21 protein-coding genes and 1 CRISPR repeat array (1 of these 22 running past the window's edge) are annotated in these 18,239 nt (G+C 51.4%); of the genes, 18 read left to right on the top strand and 3 right to left on the bottom strand.

Going from position 1 to position 18,239, the window contains the following annotated elements:
* Positions 1 to 2,203: direct repeats of the CRISPR family, unit length 36 nt; unit sequence GCATTCCCCGGCCTCCCGCCGGGGCCTCATTGAAGC; it reaches 943 nt to the left of the window's first position.
* A 14-nt stretch (positions 2,204 to 2,217) separates the two neighbouring features.
* Both AB0A83_RS11695 and AB0A83_RS11690 read left to right on the top strand, forming a co-directional pair.
* On the top strand, positions 2,218 to 2,433 hold the full coding sequence (locus AB0A83_RS11695; protein WP_197737357.1) for a hypothetical protein: 216 nt from the start codon (positions 2,218 to 2,220) through the stop codon (positions 2,431 to 2,433).
* A 65-nt stretch (positions 2,434 to 2,498) separates the two neighbouring features.
* On the top strand, positions 2,499 to 2,837 hold the full coding sequence (locus AB0A83_RS11690; RefSeq protein WP_367154204.1) for a transposase: 339 nt from the start codon (positions 2,499 to 2,501) through the stop codon (positions 2,835 to 2,837).
* 665 nt (positions 2,838 to 3,502) lie between these two features.
* Here the strand turns inward: AB0A83_RS11690 and AB0A83_RS11685 are convergent.
* Together AB0A83_RS11685 and AB0A83_RS11680 are read right to left on the bottom strand one after the other, a co-directional pair.
* The gene (locus tag AB0A83_RS11685) at positions 3,503 to 3,763 is read right to left on the bottom strand and encodes a Txe/YoeB family addiction module toxin (protein WP_367154203.1); all 261 of its coding nucleotides are present in this window, start codon (positions 3,761 to 3,763) and stop codon (positions 3,503 to 3,505) included.
* A complete protein-coding gene (locus tag AB0A83_RS11680; RefSeq protein ID WP_150048600.1) occupies positions 3,760 to 4,011 on the bottom strand; it encodes a type II toxin-antitoxin system Phd/YefM family antitoxin in 252 nt (83 codons plus the stop codon). Before AB0A83_RS11680 ends, AB0A83_RS11685 begins: the two co-directional genes overlap by 4 nt.
* 115 nt (positions 4,012 to 4,126) lie before the next feature.
* Between AB0A83_RS11680 and AB0A83_RS11675 the strand changes: the two genes are divergently transcribed.
* The 9 genes from AB0A83_RS11675 to AB0A83_RS11635 all read left to right on the top strand — a co-directional run bounded on the left by AB0A83_RS11675 (position 4,127) and on the right by AB0A83_RS11635 (position 12,229).
* Positions 4,127 to 4,387 (top strand): hypothetical protein, encoded by a 261-nt coding sequence (locus AB0A83_RS11675; protein WP_367154202.1) that lies wholly within the window; start codon positions 4,127 to 4,129, stop codon positions 4,385 to 4,387.
* Positions 4,387 to 4,779, top strand: coding sequence for a type II toxin-antitoxin system VapC family toxin (locus AB0A83_RS11670; protein ID WP_190303321.1), 393 nt, complete (start codon positions 4,387 to 4,389; stop codon positions 4,777 to 4,779). Before AB0A83_RS11675 ends, AB0A83_RS11670 begins: the two co-directional genes overlap by 1 nt.
* A 63-nt stretch (positions 4,780 to 4,842) precedes the next feature.
* On the top strand, positions 4,843 to 5,145 hold the full coding sequence (gene ureA, locus AB0A83_RS11665; protein ID WP_150048596.1) for an urease subunit gamma: 303 nt from the start codon (positions 4,843 to 4,845) through the stop codon (positions 5,143 to 5,145).
* A gap of 347 nt (positions 5,146 to 5,492) precedes the next feature.
* Positions 5,493 to 5,810: an urease subunit beta gene (locus AB0A83_RS11660; RefSeq protein ID WP_367154201.1), complete on the top strand. Its 318-nt coding sequence runs from the start codon at positions 5,493 to 5,495 to the stop codon at positions 5,808 to 5,810.
* Positions 5,807 to 7,510 carry an urease subunit alpha gene (ureC, locus tag AB0A83_RS11655; RefSeq protein WP_367154200.1) on the top strand — a complete coding sequence of 568 codons (1,704 nt, stop codon included), beginning with the start codon at positions 5,807 to 5,809 and terminating at the stop codon, positions 7,508 to 7,510. Before AB0A83_RS11660 ends, ureC begins: the two co-directional genes overlap by 4 nt.
* Positions 7,511 to 7,807: 297 nt before the next feature.
* Positions 7,808 to 8,140: an STAS domain-containing protein gene (locus AB0A83_RS11650; RefSeq protein WP_150048590.1), complete on the top strand. Its 333-nt coding sequence runs from the start codon at positions 7,808 to 7,810 to the stop codon at positions 8,138 to 8,140.
* A 15-nt stretch (positions 8,141 to 8,155) separates the two neighbouring features.
* Positions 8,156 to 8,581: an ATP-binding protein gene (locus AB0A83_RS11645; protein WP_150048588.1), complete on the top strand. Its 426-nt coding sequence runs from the start codon at positions 8,156 to 8,158 to the stop codon at positions 8,579 to 8,581.
* Positions 8,582 to 8,602: 21 nt separating this feature from the next.
* Entirely contained in the window at positions 8,603 to 11,947 is a 3,345-nt protein-coding gene (locus tag AB0A83_RS11640; RefSeq protein WP_367154199.1) for an NAD-glutamate dehydrogenase domain-containing protein, read from the top strand.
* A gap of 150 nt (positions 11,948 to 12,097) precedes the next feature.
* Positions 12,098 to 12,229: a hypothetical protein gene (locus AB0A83_RS11635; RefSeq protein ID WP_269473481.1), complete on the top strand. Its 132-nt coding sequence runs from the start codon at positions 12,098 to 12,100 to the stop codon at positions 12,227 to 12,229.
* A 56-nt stretch (positions 12,230 to 12,285) separates the two neighbouring features.
* Here the strand turns inward: AB0A83_RS11635 and AB0A83_RS11630 are convergent, their stop codons facing one another.
* Positions 12,286 to 13,497 (bottom strand): glutaredoxin family protein, encoded by a 1,212-nt coding sequence (locus AB0A83_RS11630; protein WP_367154198.1) that lies wholly within the window; start codon positions 13,495 to 13,497, stop codon positions 12,286 to 12,288.
* A 217-nt stretch (positions 13,498 to 13,714) separates the two neighbouring features.
* On the opposite strand from AB0A83_RS11630, the gene AB0A83_RS11625 reads away from it, so the two are divergent.
* The 7 genes from AB0A83_RS11625 (at position 13,715) to AB0A83_RS11595 (ending at position 18,155) form a co-directional block, all read left to right on the top strand.
* Positions 13,715 to 14,011 (top strand): hypothetical protein, encoded by a 297-nt coding sequence (locus tag AB0A83_RS11625; RefSeq protein ID WP_150048582.1) that lies wholly within the window; start codon positions 13,715 to 13,717, stop codon positions 14,009 to 14,011.
* 279 nt (positions 14,012 to 14,290) lie between these two features.
* Positions 14,291 to 14,512, top strand: coding sequence for a hypothetical protein (locus tag AB0A83_RS11620; protein WP_367154197.1), 222 nt, complete (start codon positions 14,291 to 14,293; stop codon positions 14,510 to 14,512).
* Positions 14,509 to 14,730 (top strand): hypothetical protein, encoded by a 222-nt coding sequence (locus AB0A83_RS11615; RefSeq protein ID WP_367154196.1) that lies wholly within the window; start codon positions 14,509 to 14,511, stop codon positions 14,728 to 14,730. Before AB0A83_RS11620 ends, AB0A83_RS11615 begins: the two co-directional genes overlap by 4 nt.
* A gap of 265 nt (positions 14,731 to 14,995) precedes the next feature.
* Entirely contained in the window at positions 14,996 to 15,400 is a 405-nt protein-coding gene (locus AB0A83_RS11610; RefSeq protein ID WP_367154195.1) for a transposase, read from the top strand.
* Positions 15,401 to 15,563: 163 nt separating this feature from the next.
* The gene (locus tag AB0A83_RS11605) at positions 15,564 to 15,758 is read left to right on the top strand and encodes a hypothetical protein (protein ID WP_232056635.1); all 195 of its coding nucleotides are present in this window, start codon (positions 15,564 to 15,566) and stop codon (positions 15,756 to 15,758) included.
* Between the two features lie 601 nt (positions 15,759 to 16,359).
* Positions 16,360 to 17,286, top strand: coding sequence for a hypothetical protein (locus AB0A83_RS11600; RefSeq protein WP_367154194.1), 927 nt, complete (start codon positions 16,360 to 16,362; stop codon positions 17,284 to 17,286).
* A 272-nt stretch (positions 17,287 to 17,558) separates the two neighbouring features.
* Positions 17,559 to 18,155: a hypothetical protein gene (locus AB0A83_RS11595; RefSeq protein WP_367154193.1), complete on the top strand. Its 597-nt coding sequence runs from the start codon at positions 17,559 to 17,561 to the stop codon at positions 18,153 to 18,155.
* The last annotated feature ends 84 nt before the right edge of the window (positions 18,156 to 18,239 follow it).

The raw sequence follows: 18,239 nt of genomic DNA, 5'->3' as shown, positions 1-18,239 counted from the left end.
CATTCCCCGGCCTCCCGCCGGGGCCTCATTGAAGCTGTCTGACACGCAACGAAAGCGCATGCTGCCTAACGCATTCCCCGGCCTCCCGCCGGGGCCTCATTGAAGCCCACAGGCACGTGACGGTAACGACCGCACTGGCCACGCATTCCCCGGCCTCCCGCCGGGGCCTCATTGAAGCATTCCGACTGATAATGGAGATCGTGTATTCATCGGTGCATTCCCCGGCCTCCCGCCGGGGCCTCATTGAAGCAAAAAAGGAGAAAAATCATGGCAACAGTCAAAAAAGATGCATTCCCCGGCCTCCCGCCGGGGCCTCATTGAAGCTGTTTTCATTGTAGTCTCCCGCCGCATAACACGGCACTGCATTCCCCGGCCTCCCGCCGGGGCCTCATTGAAGCATGATAGCTGGTCGCCCTGTAGTGCGAATAATTAGAGCATTCCCCGGCCTCCCGCCGGGGCCTCATTGAAGCCTGCCGTTGATGATGATATAGATCCTAGTGATAGGTTGCATTCCCCGGCCTCCCGCCGGGGCCTCATTGAAGCCTCCTAACTCGACATTGTATTAGCAGCTGCCGTCGCGGGCATTCCCCGGCCTCCCGCCGGGGCCTCATTGAAGCTCCTCCTCGTAAATAGCTGCATAAGCAACTCCACCGCATTCCCCGGCCTCCCGCCGGGGCCTCATTGAAGCATTGGTCGGCAGTGACCGGCGCTTATGCATACAACGGCATTCCCCGGCCTCCCGCCGGGGCCTCATTGAAGCAGGATGCCGAAATTCGCGAGCTTGAACTGCACGCTTGCATTCCCCGGCCTCCCGCCGGGGCCTCATTGAAGCTGACCGGCATTGGCTTCGTAGTGTCCATGCTGCGCAGCATTCCCCGGCCTCCCGCCGGGGCCTCATTGAAGCATACTTGGAAATATTTTCACCGGTTTTTAGATCAATGGCATTCCCCGGCCTCCCGCCGGGGCCTCATTGAAGCATATCTATCCATACCTTTTCCCCAACACCGCCCCAATGCATTCCCCGGCCTCCCGCCGGGGCCTCATTGAAGCGCGTACATTTCCTTGTTGAATGCCTTGCTGTACTTGCATTCCCCGGCCTCCCGCCGGGGCCTCATTGAAGCGACCAAATTTTGCTTTATTCGATTTTGGCCTACGCGCATTCCCCGGCCTCCCGCCGGGGCCTCATTGAAGCACGAATTCCTGTAGTTCCTGTTGATCGGCTTCAGACGCATTCCCCGGCCTCCCGCCGGGGCCTCATTGAAGCCCCAGGACTGCCACCAAACTTAACGTTACCGTCAAGCATTCCCCGGCCTCCCGCCGGGGCCTCATTGAAGCGAATAGCGCCGACTGGGGCGATGCATTGCAGCTGGGCATTCCCCGGCCTCCCGCCGGGGCCTCATTGAAGCATGCCGTTTGCAGACCTTACCCAGCCGGCTTTTTCTTCGCATTCCCCGGCCTCCCGCCGGGGCCTCATTGAAGCGCTGGACGTGATACGCGGCAGCCTGGGCGAACTGGAGCATTCCCCGGCCTCCCGCCGGGGCCTCATTGAAGCTTTTTGGTTCGCCAAATATATTTTGAATTAAATTTTGCATTCCCCGGCCTCCCGCCGGGGCCTCATTGAAGCGCCTCATCCCGCAACAAAACATCCAGCGGATCGCGATGCATTCCCCGGCCTCCCGCCGGGGCCTCATTGAAGCAAGGTCGTGCTGGAAATGAAAGAAGACGCATACCAGCATTCCCCGGCCTCCCGCCGGGGCCTCATTGAAGCCTATGTTCTCCGCTAGCTACAGCGATTTTTTAGCGTGCATTCCCCGGCCTCCCGCCGGGGCCTCATTGAAGCGTTGATTGTTGCCGTTGGCCGGCGCACCGGAACCGGGCGGCATTCCCCGGCCACCCGCCGGGGCCTCATTGAAGCCGGGTATGGACCTAAGCGTATTTCCGCTACCTGTCCGCATTCCCCGGCCACCCGCCGGGGCCTCATTGAAGCAGCTATCCAGCTCGTTAACCGTACAGTTTGCGTTAAGCATTCCCCGGCCACCCGCCGGGGCCTCATTGAAGCTGCATATAATGGGCGGCGCAGGTGCAAGTAAAGATGGCATTCCCCGGCCACCCGCCGGGGCCTCATTGAAGCACCAGTTCCGGCGATGTTTCTTCTTTTTCAGATTTAGCCTTCCCCGGCCACCCGCCGGTTTGATTTTTCGCTAGTGGATAGGTATCGTGACCACTCACCTCTCCCGGGAGACGGTTATGGAATTTAAAAGGCAATATATCGTTAACGAAGACAGCCAGAGAGTCGCGGTACAACTGGATATTGACACCTTCGAAAAGATTGAAAATGTTTTGGAAAATTATGCTCTGGTGCAATTAATAAATGCCGACGACAGCGAAACCTTAAATATCGAGGATGCTAAAAAGGACCGTAGGTACGATTAGCGAAGCGTAATCGGACGAATGTTTAAACCTAACAAACACTCAAACTCTTGAAACACTAAAAAACCATGCCCAATTACCGACGCGCTTTTATTCTGGGTGGCACATGGTTTTTTACGGTGAATTTGTTGGCGAGAAAGAATAACGATTTGTTGATCCGGGAAATCGATTTATTGCGAGACACGGTGCGTGCGGTGCGTAAGCGTTACTCTTTTCAAATCGATGTCTGGGTGGTATTACCGGAACACATGCATGCAGTTTGGACGTTGCCACCGGGTGATGCGGATTTCAGCAAACGCTGGCGGTTAATCAAAAGCCGATTTTCAAGGGCATTACCAAAAACCGAGTATCGGTCCAACGTAAGAAAAATGGCTGGCGAACGAGGAGTGTGGCAGCGGCATTTTTAGGAGCATTCGATACGCGACGAAACAGACTTTGAACGCCATGTTGATTATGTGCATATCAATCCGGTCAAACATGGGCACGTCGGCAGAGCCGTCGAGTGGCCGTATTCCAGTTTTCATCGGTATGTGGAAAGGGGAATTTATCCGCAGAATTGGGGCGGAGATTTGGATTTGGCGGTGGAAGGGGATGATTAACATGCGTCCGATTACGCTTTGCTAATCGGACCTACCGAGATTCATTTTTTCGATTTTAAATCCGGGATGGTTTTGGTCCCCTTTTGCCGCGCCGAGCACCGGAGGGTTTTGACGGACAAATCGGCAGGATTGCCGATTTGCATGCGCAGCACCCGCAGGGCGAGGTACATGGATGTACCGAGTGAGCAGCCCGCAGGGGCGATGCATAGATGCATCGCGTTTTCGGAGGGCTATGGATAGCCCTTCCGAAAACCCCGTTCAAACCCTTCGGAGCGCAGGATGCAAGCGGCATGGGGCGGTCTTTCTTTTGGGTACTTTTCTTTGGCCGTCCAAAGAAAAGTACCTCGGCTGTCGGGCTGACAAATCGGCAGGATAGGCGATTTGCATGCGCAGCACCCGCAGGGCGAAACACATGGATGTGTTTCGTGAAACCGACATTAAAATAACCGTCGCGGCAGCGACACAACCGAAACTCAATACTCATAATGAAACCGTAACTGCGCAATCAACAACGTATTCCCGGCAATCTTATAAACGATCCGATGCTCGTCGCTAATTCGCCGCGACCAGTAGCCGGACAAACCGTGTTGCAAAGGTTCCGGCTTGCCGATGCCCTCGAAGGGCTGGCGCTGGATTTCCTTGATCAATTGGTTGATACGTTTAAGAATGGCCTTGTCGGTGGCTTGCCAGTATAGGTAGCTGTCCCAGGCGTCGGAGGAAAACCTGATTTTCACTCGATCAACTCATGCTCCGCGCCTTGGCCGGATTCCAGCTCGGCGATGGATTCCAGCAAGCGGCGGGCGTTGGCGGGCGAACGCAGCAGGTAGGCGGTTTCCTCCATGGCTTGGAAATCTTCCAAAGACAGCATCACCACCGGAGATTCGCTTTTGCGGGTGATGATGATGGGGGCATGGTCGGCGCAAACCTTGTCCATGGTTTTGGCTAAATTGGCGCGAGCGGCGCTGTAACTGATGGCGTCCATGGATGCTCCTGCTGTACAAAAAAGTGTACCATAGCTTAACCCCGACGGTTGGGGACTGCAAATTGGAAAACAGGCTCAACCGCGCCTAACCTACACCGCATAAGAGCAATTAGCGATGACAACCATTCAGATCAAACTCAAAGACGTTTACGTGGATCGTTTATTGGCGATTATTTCCGAACACGACGAAATACCGATTGAGGCGATTGCTGTAGATGGCGCCGCTGAAACGAGCAATTTAGACAAACAGAACAAGAAGCGGACCTTACTTCGAATCGCTAAAGCTTGCGCCGACTTGCCGACGCTGGATACCAGTTCAACGGACGCTATTTTGGGCTATGCAAGCAGCGAAAACGGTTTATGGGGTAACGATTGATGGTCGTCGATTCATCCGCCTTGATCGCGGTGTTGCTGATGGAAGCAGATGCCGATCAACTGTTAAACCAACTCGTTGATGCCGAAGAACTCTATTTGAGCGCGGTCAGTTTGTTGGAAACGGCTATTGTCATCGAACACAAAAAAGGTCTGGCGGGTGCGGAAAAACTGGACGAATTACTCGCGGAACTGGCGGTTAACGTGGTCGGATTCGATCGAGGACAGGCCGCGCTGGCCAGATCGGCATGGCGCGAATTCGGCAAAGGTCGGCATCCGGCCAAACTAAACTTCGGCGATTGCTGCAGTTACGCATTGGCCAAGCAGCTTGGCAAACCTCTATTGTTCAAAGGCAACGATTTTGCGCAAACCGATATGGTTGGGTGCTCCGATTAAATTCGGCGTTAATACGTTAATCCCTAGCCAGCTTACAAAACTCTACTTTAACAACACAAAACCATGCAGCTAACCCCCAGAGAAAAAGACAAACTCCTCCTCTTCACTGCCGCCCTCCTCGCCGAGCGCCGCAAAGCCAGAGGCTTGAAACTCAACTACCCGGAAGCCGTGGCTTATATCTCCGCCGCAATCATGGAAGGCGCGCGCGACGGCCAGAGCGTGGCGGAGTTGATGAGTTACGGGCGAACGCTACTGACCCGCGACGACGTGATGGACGGCGTGGCGGAAATGATTCCGGATGTGCAGGTGGAGGCGACGTTTCCGGACGGGACCAAGTTGGTGACGGTGCATGAGCCGATTGTTTGATTGTTTGTGTCGCTGGCGTGACAACTATTTTGAAGTCGGGGCTCGGCCCGACAGCCGAGTGACTTTTCTTTGTTTGGCCAAAGAAAAGTCACCAAAAGAAAGGCCACCCCATGCCGCTTGGTCCCTGCGCTCCAAAGGCTTTGAACGGGGTTTTCGGAAGGGCTTTCCTAGCCCTCCGAAAACGCGATGCATCCCTGCTCGCCCCTAACGGGCAATTCCGTCCAAAACCTTCGGTGCTCGGCGCGGCATCAGGGGAGAAAAACCTTCCGTTAGCAAAACGACTTACAAAACGTAGCGTAGGCACGAGTTTCGAGCCCACGCGGAAAAACGATTAAAAGGAGCCCAATATGATCCCCGGAGAAATCTTCCCTGCCGCTGGCGATATCGAACTCAATGCCGGCCGCCCTACGGTCAAAGTCCTGGTCGCCAATAGCGGCGACCGGCCGATTCAGGTCGGCTCGCATTATCATTTTTACGAAACCAACCCGGCCTTGCATTTCGATCGCGAAGCGGCGCGCGGCTTTCGACTGGATATTCCGGCCGGCACGGCGGTGCGCTTCGAACCGGGCCAGCAGCGCGAGGTGCAGTTGGTGGCGTTTGCCGGCGAACGTAAAGTCTACGGCTTTCGCGGCGAAGTAATGGGTGCATTGGAGAAACACGCATGAGCAAAATCAGCAGACAAGCCTATGCCGACATGTTCGGCCCCACCACCGGCGACCGCCTGCGGCTGGCCGACACCGACTTGATTCTGGAAGTGGAAGCGGATTACACCGTCTACGGCGACGAAGTGAAATTCGGCGGCGGCAAGGTGATCCGCGACGGCATGGGCCAAAGCCAGTTGGGCAACGATCAGGCCGTGGATTTGGTGATTACCAACGCGCTGATCATCGATTACTGGGGCATCGTCAAGGCCGACGTCGGCGTCAAGGACGGCCGGATTTGTAAAATCGGCAAGGCCGGTAATCCCGACATTCAACCGGGCGTGGACATCATCGTCGGCCCCGGCACCGAAGTCATCGCCGGCGAAGGCCAGATTCTGACCGCCGGCGGCATCGACGCCCACATCCATTTCATCTGCCCGCAACAAATTGAAGAAGCGCTGTGCTCCGGCGTCACCACGATGATAGGCGGCGGCACCGGCCCGGCCACCGGCACCAACGCCACCACTTGCACACCCGGCCCCTGGCATCTGCAACAAATGCTGACCGCGCTGGACGGTTTGCCGATGAACTTTGGTTTGCTGGGTAAAGGCAACGCCAGCCTGCCCGGCGCGTTGGCAGAACAAATCCAAGCCGGGGCCATGGGCCTGAAACTGCACGAAGACTGGGGCACCACCCCGGCGGCGATCGATTGCTGCCTAGGCGTGGCCGAGGAATACGACGTGCAGGTGGCGATCCATACCGACACCTTGAACGAATCGGGCTTTGTGGAAGACACTTTCGCCGCCTTCAAAGGCCGCACCATCCACACCTATCACACCGAAGGCGCCGGCGGCGGCCACGCGCCGGACATTATCAAAGCCTGCGGCCTGAGCAACGTCTTACCGTCGTCGACCAACCCGACCCGACCTTACACGGTCAACACGGTCGACGAGCACTTGGATATGCTGATGGTTTGCCACCACCTCGACCCCAGCATCCCGGAAGACGTGGCCTTCGCCGAATCGCGCATCCGCCGCGAAACCATCGCCGCCGAGGACATCCTGCACGACCTGGGCGCGTTTTCGATGATTTCCTCGGATTCGCAAGCGATGGGCCGGGTTGGCGAAGTGGTGATCCGTACCTGGCAAACCGCGCATAAAATGAAGGCGCAACGTGGCGCACTGGCCGACGATCCGGCCAGCAGCGACAACCAGCGCATCAAACGCTACATCGCCAAATACACCATCAACCCGGCCATCAGCCACGGCATTTCCCACGAAGTGGGCTCCATCGAAGCCGGCAAACTGGCCGACCTGGTACTGTGGCAACCGGCGTTCTTCGGCGTCAAACCCAGCCTGGTCATCAAAGGCGGCCTGATCGCCGCCGCGCCGATGGGCGACGCCAACGCCTCGATACCCACCCCGCAACCGGTGCATTACCGACCGATGTTCGGCAGCTTCGGCCGCACCGCCGCCAACAATTCGATGATCTTTTTGCCGCAAGCTGCGGTTTCGGCAGGCGTGGCCGGGCAATTGGGTTTGCAAAAACGGGTCGGCACGGTGCGTAACACTCGCAACATCGGTAAATCCGATATGAAGCTGAACGACTACCAACCGGTGATGGAGGTTTGTCCGCAAACGTATCAGGTCAAGGCGGATGGGGTGTTGTTGATCTGCGAACCGGCGGTGTTGTTGCCGATGGCGCAGCGGTATTTTTTGTTTTGATGAGATTTTGCCGTGACCGATCAATCAAATGACTACGGCAACAAGTTTACCCCGTTGCGCCGTATGGCCTCAGGAAAGTCCGCGTGGCAGTAGAGCCGCTCCTGTGCAGAAGATCGATGAAGCGTTTTACCCGTCGCTCAAGCAATGGGGGAGGGCGCATGCAGGTGTAAAAATTGTAGCCGGGCCGGTGAACTATCGGCCGCGGCGGTTGCCCCAGATTCGAAAAGCAGACGAACAGCTGCTACGCTTGGCGTGTAAGCTTTTATAACTGAACCCTATAGGGATTAATAATAAAAAATGAATTTGAATTTATCGAAATCAAACGATTTTAACGTGTTGACCGTATTGGACGAAAGAATCGATGCGCATAATTCCGCGGATTTAAAAGACTATATTTTACGCCTTATAGAGCGGGGCGAGCAGAATATCATCGTGCAATTGGAACATGTGCGGTTTATCGATAGTTCCGGCTTGGGCGCTTTATTGTCCGGGCATAAAAATACTATAGCTAGATCGGGACGGTTTGTTTTGACGAATATTCAACAGCAAGTCGGCTCCATGTTCGAGTTAACCCGTTTGAACCGGGTTTTTGAAATTTATGCCGGCGTCAGTGAAGTAAGCAACGAATAGCCAGGGTATAAAATTATGTGCTCTGAAATAATACAAGTCGACGTATTAATACCTACGCATACTAAATATCTGGATTTGATTGGTAGTATAGGCGAGCGCATAGTCAAAGAACTGGATAATTATTCAGGCGATAAAGATGCGTTAGCCTATCAATTGAATCTGGTATTGACTGAAGCCACGGCCAACGTGATTAAGCATGCCAAGGACGAACACAACGAGAATTCGGTACGGATCAGAATACATTTGCACGATAACATATTGGATATCAAGGTATTCGATCACGGGCAAGGATTTGACTTGAACAAGGTGCCTGAGCCGGATTTCGAGGATCCCAAAGAGAATGGAATGGGTTTGTTTTTTATTCGCTCGGTTATGGATTCGGTTACCTACAGCCGAGTAGGCGACCAAAATGTTTTGGAAATTATAAAATATCTGAATTAACTAATTAAGCAAGAAATAAATATGCAAGCACGGAATAACGCATGGTTGGATAATCTGGATCGGTTTGCCGTTAGAGCGCTAGGTACCAAACAGTGGTCCGGTTTGAAAAATAGTTACGTTGATCAGTTAGTCATAGAGTACCAGGCGTATATTTCTCCCCGATTTGCGCTAAACGATATTTTGCATGTGCAGGCGGCATTTAACAGTGGGCAACAGTTGGTTAGCTGGGTTAGGCCGGACAAATATCATCCCGAATATCGCTTGCATTTTTATTGCTTGCAAGAGCGTTATTTGGACGAATTCATTCCGGTATTGGAAAATTTGCATTTGCGGGTAGTGGATCAAATTCAATTCGGTTTTTCGGTCAATGATCAGCGCGTCACGCTTAAGAGTTTTATCGTTAGAGCGGCCGGCTCGGGATGTATGCCGTTTTACCGGATCAAATCCTTGTTGCTGGCGGCTTTGCAACGGATTTGCGCCGGCCGTCTGGAGAATGACCCGCTCAATCGGTTGATTCTTTTAAGCGGTTTGAGCTGGCAAGCCTGCGACGTGTTGCGCGCCTACCGCAACTATCTTCTGCAATTGGATCACCGCAGCTCCGTTACCACTATCCAGCAGGCCTTGCTGGAAAACCCACGGGTTGCTAAAAGCTTGTTCGATTATTTCGAGGCCCGGTTTCGACCGGAACCGAGTTGGCAGGAGCCGTCGCGGCGCGAAGAACAGGCCTTGTTTTCACTACGATTGGGCTTGTTGGAAAACATGGCGGCCGTCGACAGCATCCACCACGACCGCATTTTGCGCACCTTTTTTAACTTGATCGACGCAAGCGTTAGAAGTAATTTTCATCTGCGCAAAGACAGCGACGACTATTTTGTAGCGATCAAAATCGATAGCTTGGGCGTTATCGATATGCCGGCACCCAGGCCCCAATACGAAATCTATGTGCACGCCTGCGACATGGAAGGCATACATTTGCGCGGCGGCAAAGTGTCGCGCGGCGGCATCCGTTGGTCGGACCGGATAGACGATTTTCGCACCGAAATTCTGGATTTGATGCAAACTCAGATCAGCAAAAACGCCTTGATCATACCGACCGGCGCTAAAGGCGGGTTTGTGGTGAAAAACGGCCGTGGGTACGAAAATGTTGCTGCAGCCGGCAAAGCCGCTTATTTGCGCTTGATTCGCGGCTTGCTGGATTTGACCGATAACTTCTGCGGCGAGCAGGTGCTTTGTCCGGCCGAAATTGTGGCTCACGACGATCCTGACCCTTATTTGGTGGTGGCCGCCGACAAGGGAACGGCCCGGTTTTCCGATATGGCCAATAGCGTAGCGCACGAGTACGGCTTCTGGTTGGGCGATGCCTTCGCCAGCGGCGGTTCGCAAGGTTACGATCACAAAGCTTTGGGCATTACCGCACGCGGCGCTTGGGAATGCGTCAAGCGGCATTTTCGGGAACTCGGCAAAGACATTCAAACCGAACCGTTCACGGTCGTCGGCATAGGCAGCATGGACGGCGACGTGTTCGGCAACGGTATGCTGTTGTCGCGGCAGATACGCTTACTGGCGGCGTTCAGCGGACAACATATTTTCCTCGACCCCGATCCGGTAGACCTCGAGGCGGCTTATAACGAGCGTAAGCGTTTGTTCGAGTTGCCCGGTTCCAGTTGGGACGAGTACGATCGAAAACTGATTTCTGCGGGCGGCGGCGTGTATCTGCGAGCCGACAAAGATATTTCACTTTCCCCGCAAATCAGAAAATGGTTGGGCATCCGGTTCAAGGCTATCGACGGCGAATCGTTAATCCAGGCCTTGTTAAAAGCACCGGTGGAATTGTTGTGGCTGGGCGGCATAGGCACCTATGTGAAAGCCGCTGCGGAACAGCACGAACAGGTCGGCGACCGCAATAACGACAACGTCAGGATAGACGCTTGCGATTTAAGGGCTTTGGTGGTCGGCGAGGGCGCCAACCTAGGCTTTACGCCGAAGGCGCGGGTGGAATACGGCTTGCGCGGCGGCAGAATCAACACCGATGCGGTGGACAATTCGGCCGGTGTCGATACTTCCGATCACGAAGTGAATTTAAAAATCTTGCTCTCCGGTTTGGTCGGCAAAGGATTGCTTGCCGACTATCGGCAATTGTTTGCCGATCTCACCGAAGCGGTCTGTGAATCGGTGATAGCCGACAATATCGCGCAAAGTTTGTGTTTATCTTTGGATCAGCGTCGTTGCGCCGAAAATCCGGCCTTGTTCATGCAAGTCGCCGCGCGCTTGGAGGCCTGCGGATTGTTGGACAGAGAGTTGGAAGCCTTTCCTACCGACGAGGAAATCAAAACCCGCTCCGATCATGCGTTAACCCGGTCCGAGTTGGCGGTGCTGATGGCGTCGGCGAAAATGTATTTGACCAAGCAATTGGAGGAGCACGGCGATTTATTGCAGGCGGCCTGTTATGACCAATACCTGGCGGACTATTTCCCGCCCGCTCTAGCGGTAAATTTTAAGGCGTGGTTTTCCGAACATCCCTTAGCCGCACAAATCAAGGCAACCGTCATTAGTAACCGCATCATCAATCAAGCCGGCAGCAGTTTTTTGGTGCAGGAAGATAGTCAAAACGGCAATTTGCTCAATTATGCGTTGAGCTACTTGGCTCTGGATCAGATTTTCGACGCGCCGCACTATCGCGAAGAAGTCGAAGCCGCCAACAATCAGGCGGCTGCGGATATTCAATACGAAATGCTTTTGACGTTGGAGCAAGCCTTAATCCGCTGTTGTCGCTGGGCGGTTTCGCACCAACAGGCATTGACGCCGGATAACGATACCATCGTGCATTATCGTCGAGAATTAGAGCGTTATCGGCAGCATTTGCGCCAACACGCGCAACAGCCATTGCAAAGCGTCAGTCAAGCCTACTGCGGTGTCGGCGTTTCTAGGCCGCTAGCGGAACGGGCGGCGTTGATGCGGCAGATGGCCGATTTCATGTTCATGACTGCGCTGGCGAATAAAACCGATTTAACCTTCAATGCCTTAGAAATCCTCATCGCGGATATCGACGAACAACTAGGCACGCGAGATTTGGAACGTCAACTGGCGCAGATGCCGAGGCGGGATCAGTGGGTGCGAGCGATTTGCAATACTTTGCAAGCCGACATACAAGACTTTGTCGCTCAATTGTTGGTCAACATGGTGAAAGCATCGGCAAGTTCCTGTAGCCAATTTCTTGCCGGGCATATAGATAATGCGGCCGTGGATAAATACAAAAGCTTGTATTTGGAAAACAAGAAAAACAGCCCGCCAAATTTGTTGGCTTATGTGCTGTTGATAAGACAATTGGGCGGATTGGTCTGTGATAAATCCGCAGCGGCGAGGTAGGTAGCATCCACGAAAAACCGGTAAGATGCCGACCCGTCTTTCCGCGTCAGCAGACTTTTGACGTTATTTGACTATCCCGGCCGGTTTCTGAAACTATGGGGCAAACACGAGCATAGTCATCAACCCGCCGCATAGTAGAGGTTTGCCGATATGAGTTTTGCCACTTTGAGCCAGTTGTTTCTGTTCTTGTTATGGCCGGCGGTTTTTCTGGCGGTTATTTATTTCAAGGATAAGGAAAAGTTTAAACAACGGCTGAAGCAGTTCAAATTTAAGGATTGGTAACGCGGAAAGTCGGCGATGCAGCCGGATTTTTCCCGTGTCTGGGAGCGGTCCGGCGTCTACCCCGTAAACGTTAGCCATTCCGGTTTGAAAATCAGCAACAGGCCGACCACAAGCAACACCGCTCCGCCTACCGCTTGAGCGTGTCGTGCATAAGTACCGGTCAACCCCGTTAACTGCAAGGTTTTCATGGCGACGAAAAATATCAATAAGTCGTCCGACATAAACACCAGGATATAAAGTCCCAAATAGGCGTGATACTGCCAACTGGGTAGCGCGCTTAACACCAGTATTTGAGTGTATACCGCAGGGATACCGGCCGAGCAGATTAACTCGACCAAATTGACCAGAAAAGCCAGCAGCACTATCCCGGTTATCGCCAAAAGGAAACGGCGTTCGCCGGCCAGCGTCCGTAAACCGGCGAATACTCGTTGCCTGGATGCGCTGTTGGTCACCTTGCAAACCGCTTCCGGATTAGTGAAATAGTCGCGTAAGTAATAACTTCCGCCTGCCAAGGCCAGCACGCCGGTCAGCAAGCGTATCCATAGCAACATGCCCAGAAACAGTAGCAGGTTGAGCCAAGCGGCCATAAACAAATAATAAACCGCTGCCGACGCCATGATGAACACGCTACCCAACACCCACATACGCAAGCGGTCTTTTAAACCTATCAACAAGCTGATCAGAAAAATCAAGGTCCACATCGCGCATGGGTTAAAGCCGTCGATTGCCCCCAGCATAACCGTCAACACCGGCAACGAAACGTGGGCAATCGATACTTCGCCGAATATCGGTAGTTTTAATACCTTCGGAACCGCAGGCGGACGAGCGGACGCTTGTAAACCCTCACTACCGGTTAATAGGGAATGCACGATGTCGTTACAAGCCGAGCGTAAACAGTCTGCCGCTGCGGTTTTAATCGCTTCTCCGCTGGTGCCGTCGTCGCTAAAGCCTTGAAAAAAGCGTTCACCGATGACGGTTAGCGGTACGCCGGGATGCTCTATGCTGAAATGTTCGGTGATGACGGAAAAGACTCTTCGGTTATCCGCTTCCCGGGTCAATTCCAAATAGCGGATCGGCGGACTGTCACCCTGCGCCGACCAGGTTTCTAGGTAACTGATCGCACGGCTGCAATGGGGGCAGCCGTCGGCCCAAAACAGGTAAACGGTAACCGCTGCAGTATCGGCTTGAGCATGAGCATTGGCGCTAAACGCTGCCAATAGCAAGGATAAAAACCCTAAGCATGCGCGGATTTTGTTCGCTGGCCGCATTGCACATCTCCTATTCGTCGACAGTATAAGACGTACTCAAGCTTAGACCCTGCACAACGCGCTCCGCGTCGGCTTGATCTCAAGATATTGAACAAGCAGAAGTTTCCCGGAAATTTGAAAAGGTCGATGGCGTAATGGCACTGGCTTGTATCCTTTTTCAATAGCCTTTGCGATGAACAAACTCAGCGCCAATTCGATGCGCGGCATCGGCTGCTAATTGCAAGGCTTTCACCTTGCAGCCGTTTTTCAAGATGTTGAAAAACATTTCAATCTCCCATCGGCAGCGATACCCGTCGACCAGGGGCGCCGCCTCGGACCAGGTTTGTACTTCAATATTCGTCAGCAGTCGCCATTTTATTTCGATCACAATGCCGACGGAATAAAAACCTCCACCGCTGGGGAGGGTGCGGACGATAGATTTTTGGTGTTGGATAAAAACGGTAACGGCACCATAGATAATGGCTGCGAATTATTCGGCAATGCTTATCTGAAAAGTAACCAAGATAAAACCTAGACAGGTTTTGTCTTGCGGGCTTGTAGCTGCCATTTTGTCTGCCAGTTTTGGCGCGACAGACTGACGAAATTGTCACTGGCTACGCTGAGCGGATAAAACTGTTCTCGATAAGCCAATGATTGATAGATACTTATCTTAGTGACCCAAATCATGCTCTAACGTGCGGAATTAAAATTTAAAAGCCGTAGAATTCAACCGGCATGGCCCGAATATACAAAAGACCGAAAAACCGATCCCAATGGTCACAGCCGATTTCACAACACGCAACAGGATAACAAGATGAGTTTTGTAAACGAAAAGATCCCGGAAGCCGATTTAAAACGTATCGATTTCAGTAAAGTCGCTGATCCGTTAAGTAACAGACCCATTTTTCCACCCCATGAATGGACAATTGATCGTGATAGAGATATTGCGTTGATTTCTTTGGGCGGTGGGATTGGGGAAAACGCCAGGTATCCTCATTTTTTCTTTTGTATTGGCAAGGGCGGTTTGTTCACGTGAATTTATCATCCAAAACGATCGGTAACATCAAAACTTATGATCAAGAAATCACTTGGAACTTACTGTTTCACGGTCGGTTGGAAGGCGTACCAGAACAGGAATTGATTGATACACTGAAAGAAGCCTTAACGTGCTATGGCTACATGGGATACAGGTGGCGCGAAAATGTAAAAGCAGTTCATTTTGATTTCGACGGCCAACATTCGATAGGAGGTTAAGGGTATGACGCTGCAAGATATTCTGAACGATTTACGAATCAACAACGCCAAATCCGAAGGATTTTACACCACGGACTAGCTCGTCGAACTATTCAAGAGCGCCTCTATCGATGTGCCCGGCCCGCGTAGGGCGCAATAACCAGCGGCATTGCGTCGTATTTAATAAATTTGGTATTGATATTAAAAAAATGGATTACCGACGAATTTGGCATCCTGCGTAACCTATTTTTTTACGATCAATTTATTGCAAAGAAAAAATAATGACATGTTGATACAACATATTCAATTTTTACGGGATTCGATCAAATCGGTAAAGGCGAATCACCCATTTAAAATTCACGGCTGGGTGGTATTGCCAGAACATATGCATTGTTTGATTGAATTGCCGAAAAACGATACCGATTACGCAACAAGAATATGTTTGATAAAAATTGGATTTTCCAAGGCAATACCAAAAACCGAGCGAAGATCAGTCATTAGAATAAAACGAGGAGAACGCGGCATTTGGCAAAGGCGTTACTGGGAGCATGTAATAAGAGATGAAGCAGATTTTCAAGCGCATCTGAACTGTATCCACTATAACCCGGTGAAACATGGCTGGGTCAAGCAGAAAAAGACTGGCCGTACTCGACCTTTCATTTATGGGTCGAGCGCGGGGTTTATCCTTTAAATTGGGCAGGAAATGACGGAGATTTATATGAGTTTGAGTAGTTTGAAGATACGGCTCAATGCCCGCTGGTTATTGCGCCTTACTGTTTTAATGCAAGACCGGACCCCATTATCACCCCGGCCTTGGTTCCTTCTGATGACTTTTTTCTTGAAAATTCTTGTAAATGGCTTCGATTAAATCAATAGTTAAACATATCGCTGAAGAAGGAGTTCAGGGTTTTGGTTTTGGGTTTATATTCATATTTATTGGAGTGGGCCTGATACTTGGTGTGGGTGGATATTCCGATCTAAAAATTGGTAGATACTTTATGCTTTTTGGGATATTTATAATTTTAGTGCGCTGGATTATTTTTTATTAAAATTAATTTTTACTGAAAGGAACTATGTATGTCTGAGACGCTTGAAAATATACAAACAGTAACTGGAGTTGCTAGAACAATTGGCGCTATTATTGCGCAAAGATATGGTGGAAAAACTGGTCAAGCGGCGGCTGCATATTTGCTTGGTCAGCCAGTTTGGGTCGCAGCAGCAGCGGATATGGTTGCAAAAACACAAGATGGAACTATTCCTAATAGTCAACTTGGAGAAGAGTTAGCCGAAGTATTTAGTCAAACAGCGAATACTCTTTCTGGGTTTGGGTATTTAGCCGGTTTCGCTGATATTGGTTTTCTTCAGTTTTCTGGATATACAGGGCTTCTACTTATTGCGTATGAAAATACATCAGATAGCTACAAAGAGACTTTTTGGACTTCAATATTTGACGGCCTTACCGGAATTGGTAACCTTGATGAGTGGGTGACACATGTTAAAGAGCTATTTCCTATCATCGACTCTCTCATAAACATAGGACATTGTATTGGGCTAAATTTACCAACGCCATATGATATAGAGCAATCCATCAACGATCTTTTCACCTTAGCCACCGTTATCCAACCTCGCCGCGATCCTTTAACGTTAGATTTGGACAACGACGGTCTGGAAACCACCGGTATCGACACCGCCAACCCCATCTACTTCGACCACGACGCCGACGGCGTCAAAACCGCCACCGGCTGGGTTTCCGCCGACGACGCGTTTCTGGTGCTGGACAAAAACGCCAACGGCAGCATAGACAACGGCCGCGAGCTGTTCGGCGATGCCTTTGTCAAAAACAACGGGCACTTGGCTAGCGACGGCTTCGACGCCTTGAGCGACCTGGACAGCAACGGCGATGGCGTGGTGGATGCCTCCGACACCCAATTCGCCAACCTGCGCCTGTGGCGAGATTTAAATCAGGACGGCGTCAGTCAGACAAACGAACTGTTCACGCTGGGCAGCCTGAACATCGCCGCGATTACTGTCGGTAGTACTGAACACAGCCAAATCCTCGCCAACGGCAACCAACTGGCCGACATCGGCAGCTTCGTCAAAACCGACGGCAGCAGCGGAACTCTGGGCGAGGTCAGTGGCAACCTGGGTGACATCAACCTGGTGCAGGACACCTTCCACAGCCAGTTCAACGACCACCTTGACACCAGTGCCGTTGCCACGCTGCCCGACATGCAGGGCGCTGGACAAGTACGTGACTTACGCGAAGCGGCTAGCTTGTCGCCGACGTTGGCCGGTCTGCTACAACAATTCGCCGCCTCCGACCGTAGCGGCCAACAAGCCCTGCTGGATGCAATCGTCAAAGCCTGGAGCGACACCAGCACCATGGCCGCCACCTTCACCGGTGCCTACGCCGGCCACAATTTGAGCGTCAACGTGCAAAACGTCACTGCCGGCAGCGACGCGTACACCTCCCTGGCCGACAAAATGATCATCCTGGAACACTTCAACTGCCGTACTTTCAACACCGTGCCGGTTGGAGGGGCGGCAAATGATCAAGCTTGGAGGATGGCAGCATGAAAAGGCCAACAAAATGTATTAATGCAAGACCTGACCCCGATATTGACCCGATATTTTTCGGCTGGATTTTGGCGGTATGAAGGCAGCAGCGACTATCCGGATTCAGGCAGGCAAACATTTTCCTCGGAACATGTAAAGACATCCTTACAAAGAGTTTTGTTAGATTGCCACCCGCTACGTATCCGGGCGCGAATCGGACGGAGAAGACCGAGCCGTCAACCTTATCGTTGCGCCTTGTTATTTCGGCCGGATAAAAATTGACGGAGATTTATATGAAACTAAATAATGAGAAAGAAATAAAAATACGGCGCAATGCCCGTTGGTTATTGCGCCTTATGGCTTTATGTATGATTTTTACCTTTCCGACATTGACTTCAGGAGAAGAAGTTTTGAAAGTTTGCGACAAGAAGGAGATTGATTATTTAATTAAAGAAATGGTAAAAATCAAGAATGTATTGCTGGAAAGAACAGAAGAAATTTGTTTAGAAAAAAATAAAGAAAATAAATACAACTGCGGAAATAGGTTTTGTACTTATGGAGATATAAAAAATAATTTATATAACTGTGGAAAAGTGCAAGAAGAACGGGATTTAATAGCAAACCAAGTCGTTAAAAAATATCTTTCAATTGGTTGTGAGAAAGAAGGGTTATTAAAAAATATAAAGGATTTAGGGTTTGATATTTCAATGCATAAAAGTCATTTTTCATATCCAAGCTCAATCAAACTAAATTATCCATATTTTTATGCAACTATTGCTTTACGTGAACATTGGTGGACTTGGTCTAGCTTGGTTTTAGAAATACAAGTGTGGCATGAGCTAGACAGGGTGAAATTTATTAATGCAACTATTTTTGAGCCGTATCTATAAAAGGAAAAGACAATGGAAACAATAGAGGTAGATATTCATATATTCCTGGTTTACCAACACCATGGAATAACTTTCACAAAGCAA

The sequence above is a fragment of the Methylomonas sp. HYX-M1 genome (assembly GCF_040741385.1).
GTDB classification, from domain to species: Bacteria; Pseudomonadota; Gammaproteobacteria; order Methylococcales; family Methylomonadaceae; genus Methylomonas; species Methylomonas rhizoryzae.
Note: the sequence above shows the minus strand (reverse complement) of the source record. Positions and strands in the feature narration are given on the sequence as shown.

What these genes read in the sequence shown, in the direction of transcription:
- AB0A83_RS11660 (WP_367154201.1), top strand. Translation starts at nt 5,493, where the DNA reads ATGATCCCCGGAGAAATCTTCCCTGCCGCTGGCGATATCGAACTCAAT.
- AB0A83_RS11605 (WP_232056635.1), top strand. Translation starts at nt 15,564, where the DNA reads ATGGCTTCGATTAAATCAATAGTTAAACATATCGCTGAAGAAGGAGTT.
- AB0A83_RS11630 (WP_367154198.1), bottom strand. Translation starts at nt 13,497, where the DNA reads ATGCGGCCAGCGAACAAAATCCGCGCATGCTTAGGGTTTTTATCCTTG.
- AB0A83_RS11610 (WP_367154195.1), top strand. Translation starts at nt 14,996, where the DNA reads ATGTTGATACAACATATTCAATTTTTACGGGATTCGATCAAATCGGTA.
- ureC (WP_367154200.1), top strand. Translation starts at nt 5,807, where the DNA reads ATGAGCAAAATCAGCAGACAAGCCTATGCCGACATGTTCGGCCCCACC.
- ureA (WP_150048596.1), top strand. Translation starts at nt 4,843, where the DNA reads ATGCAGCTAACCCCCAGAGAAAAAGACAAACTCCTCCTCTTCACTGCC.
- AB0A83_RS11675 (WP_367154202.1), top strand. Translation starts at nt 4,127, where the DNA reads ATGACAACCATTCAGATCAAACTCAAAGACGTTTACGTGGATCGTTTA.
- AB0A83_RS11595 (WP_367154193.1), top strand. Translation starts at nt 17,559, where the DNA reads ATGAAACTAAATAATGAGAAAGAAATAAAAATACGGCGCAATGCCCGT.
- AB0A83_RS11620 (WP_367154197.1), top strand. Translation starts at nt 14,291, where the DNA reads ATGAGTTTTGTAAACGAAAAGATCCCGGAAGCCGATTTAAAACGTATC.
- AB0A83_RS11650 (WP_150048590.1), top strand. Translation starts at nt 7,808, where the DNA reads ATGAATTTGAATTTATCGAAATCAAACGATTTTAACGTGTTGACCGTA.
- AB0A83_RS11680 (WP_150048600.1), bottom strand. Translation starts at nt 4,011, where the DNA reads ATGGACGCCATCAGTTACAGCGCCGCTCGCGCCAATTTAGCCAAAACC.
- AB0A83_RS11635 (WP_269473481.1), top strand. Translation starts at nt 12,098, where the DNA reads ATGAGTTTTGCCACTTTGAGCCAGTTGTTTCTGTTCTTGTTATGGCCG.
- AB0A83_RS11640 (WP_367154199.1), top strand. Translation starts at nt 8,603, where the DNA reads ATGCAAGCACGGAATAACGCATGGTTGGATAATCTGGATCGGTTTGCC.
- AB0A83_RS11690 (WP_367154204.1), top strand. Translation starts at nt 2,499, where the DNA reads ATGCCCAATTACCGACGCGCTTTTATTCTGGGTGGCACATGGTTTTTT.
- AB0A83_RS11645 (WP_150048588.1), top strand. Translation starts at nt 8,156, where the DNA reads ATGTGCTCTGAAATAATACAAGTCGACGTATTAATACCTACGCATACT.
- AB0A83_RS11670 (WP_190303321.1), top strand. Translation starts at nt 4,387, where the DNA reads ATGGTCGTCGATTCATCCGCCTTGATCGCGGTGTTGCTGATGGAAGCA.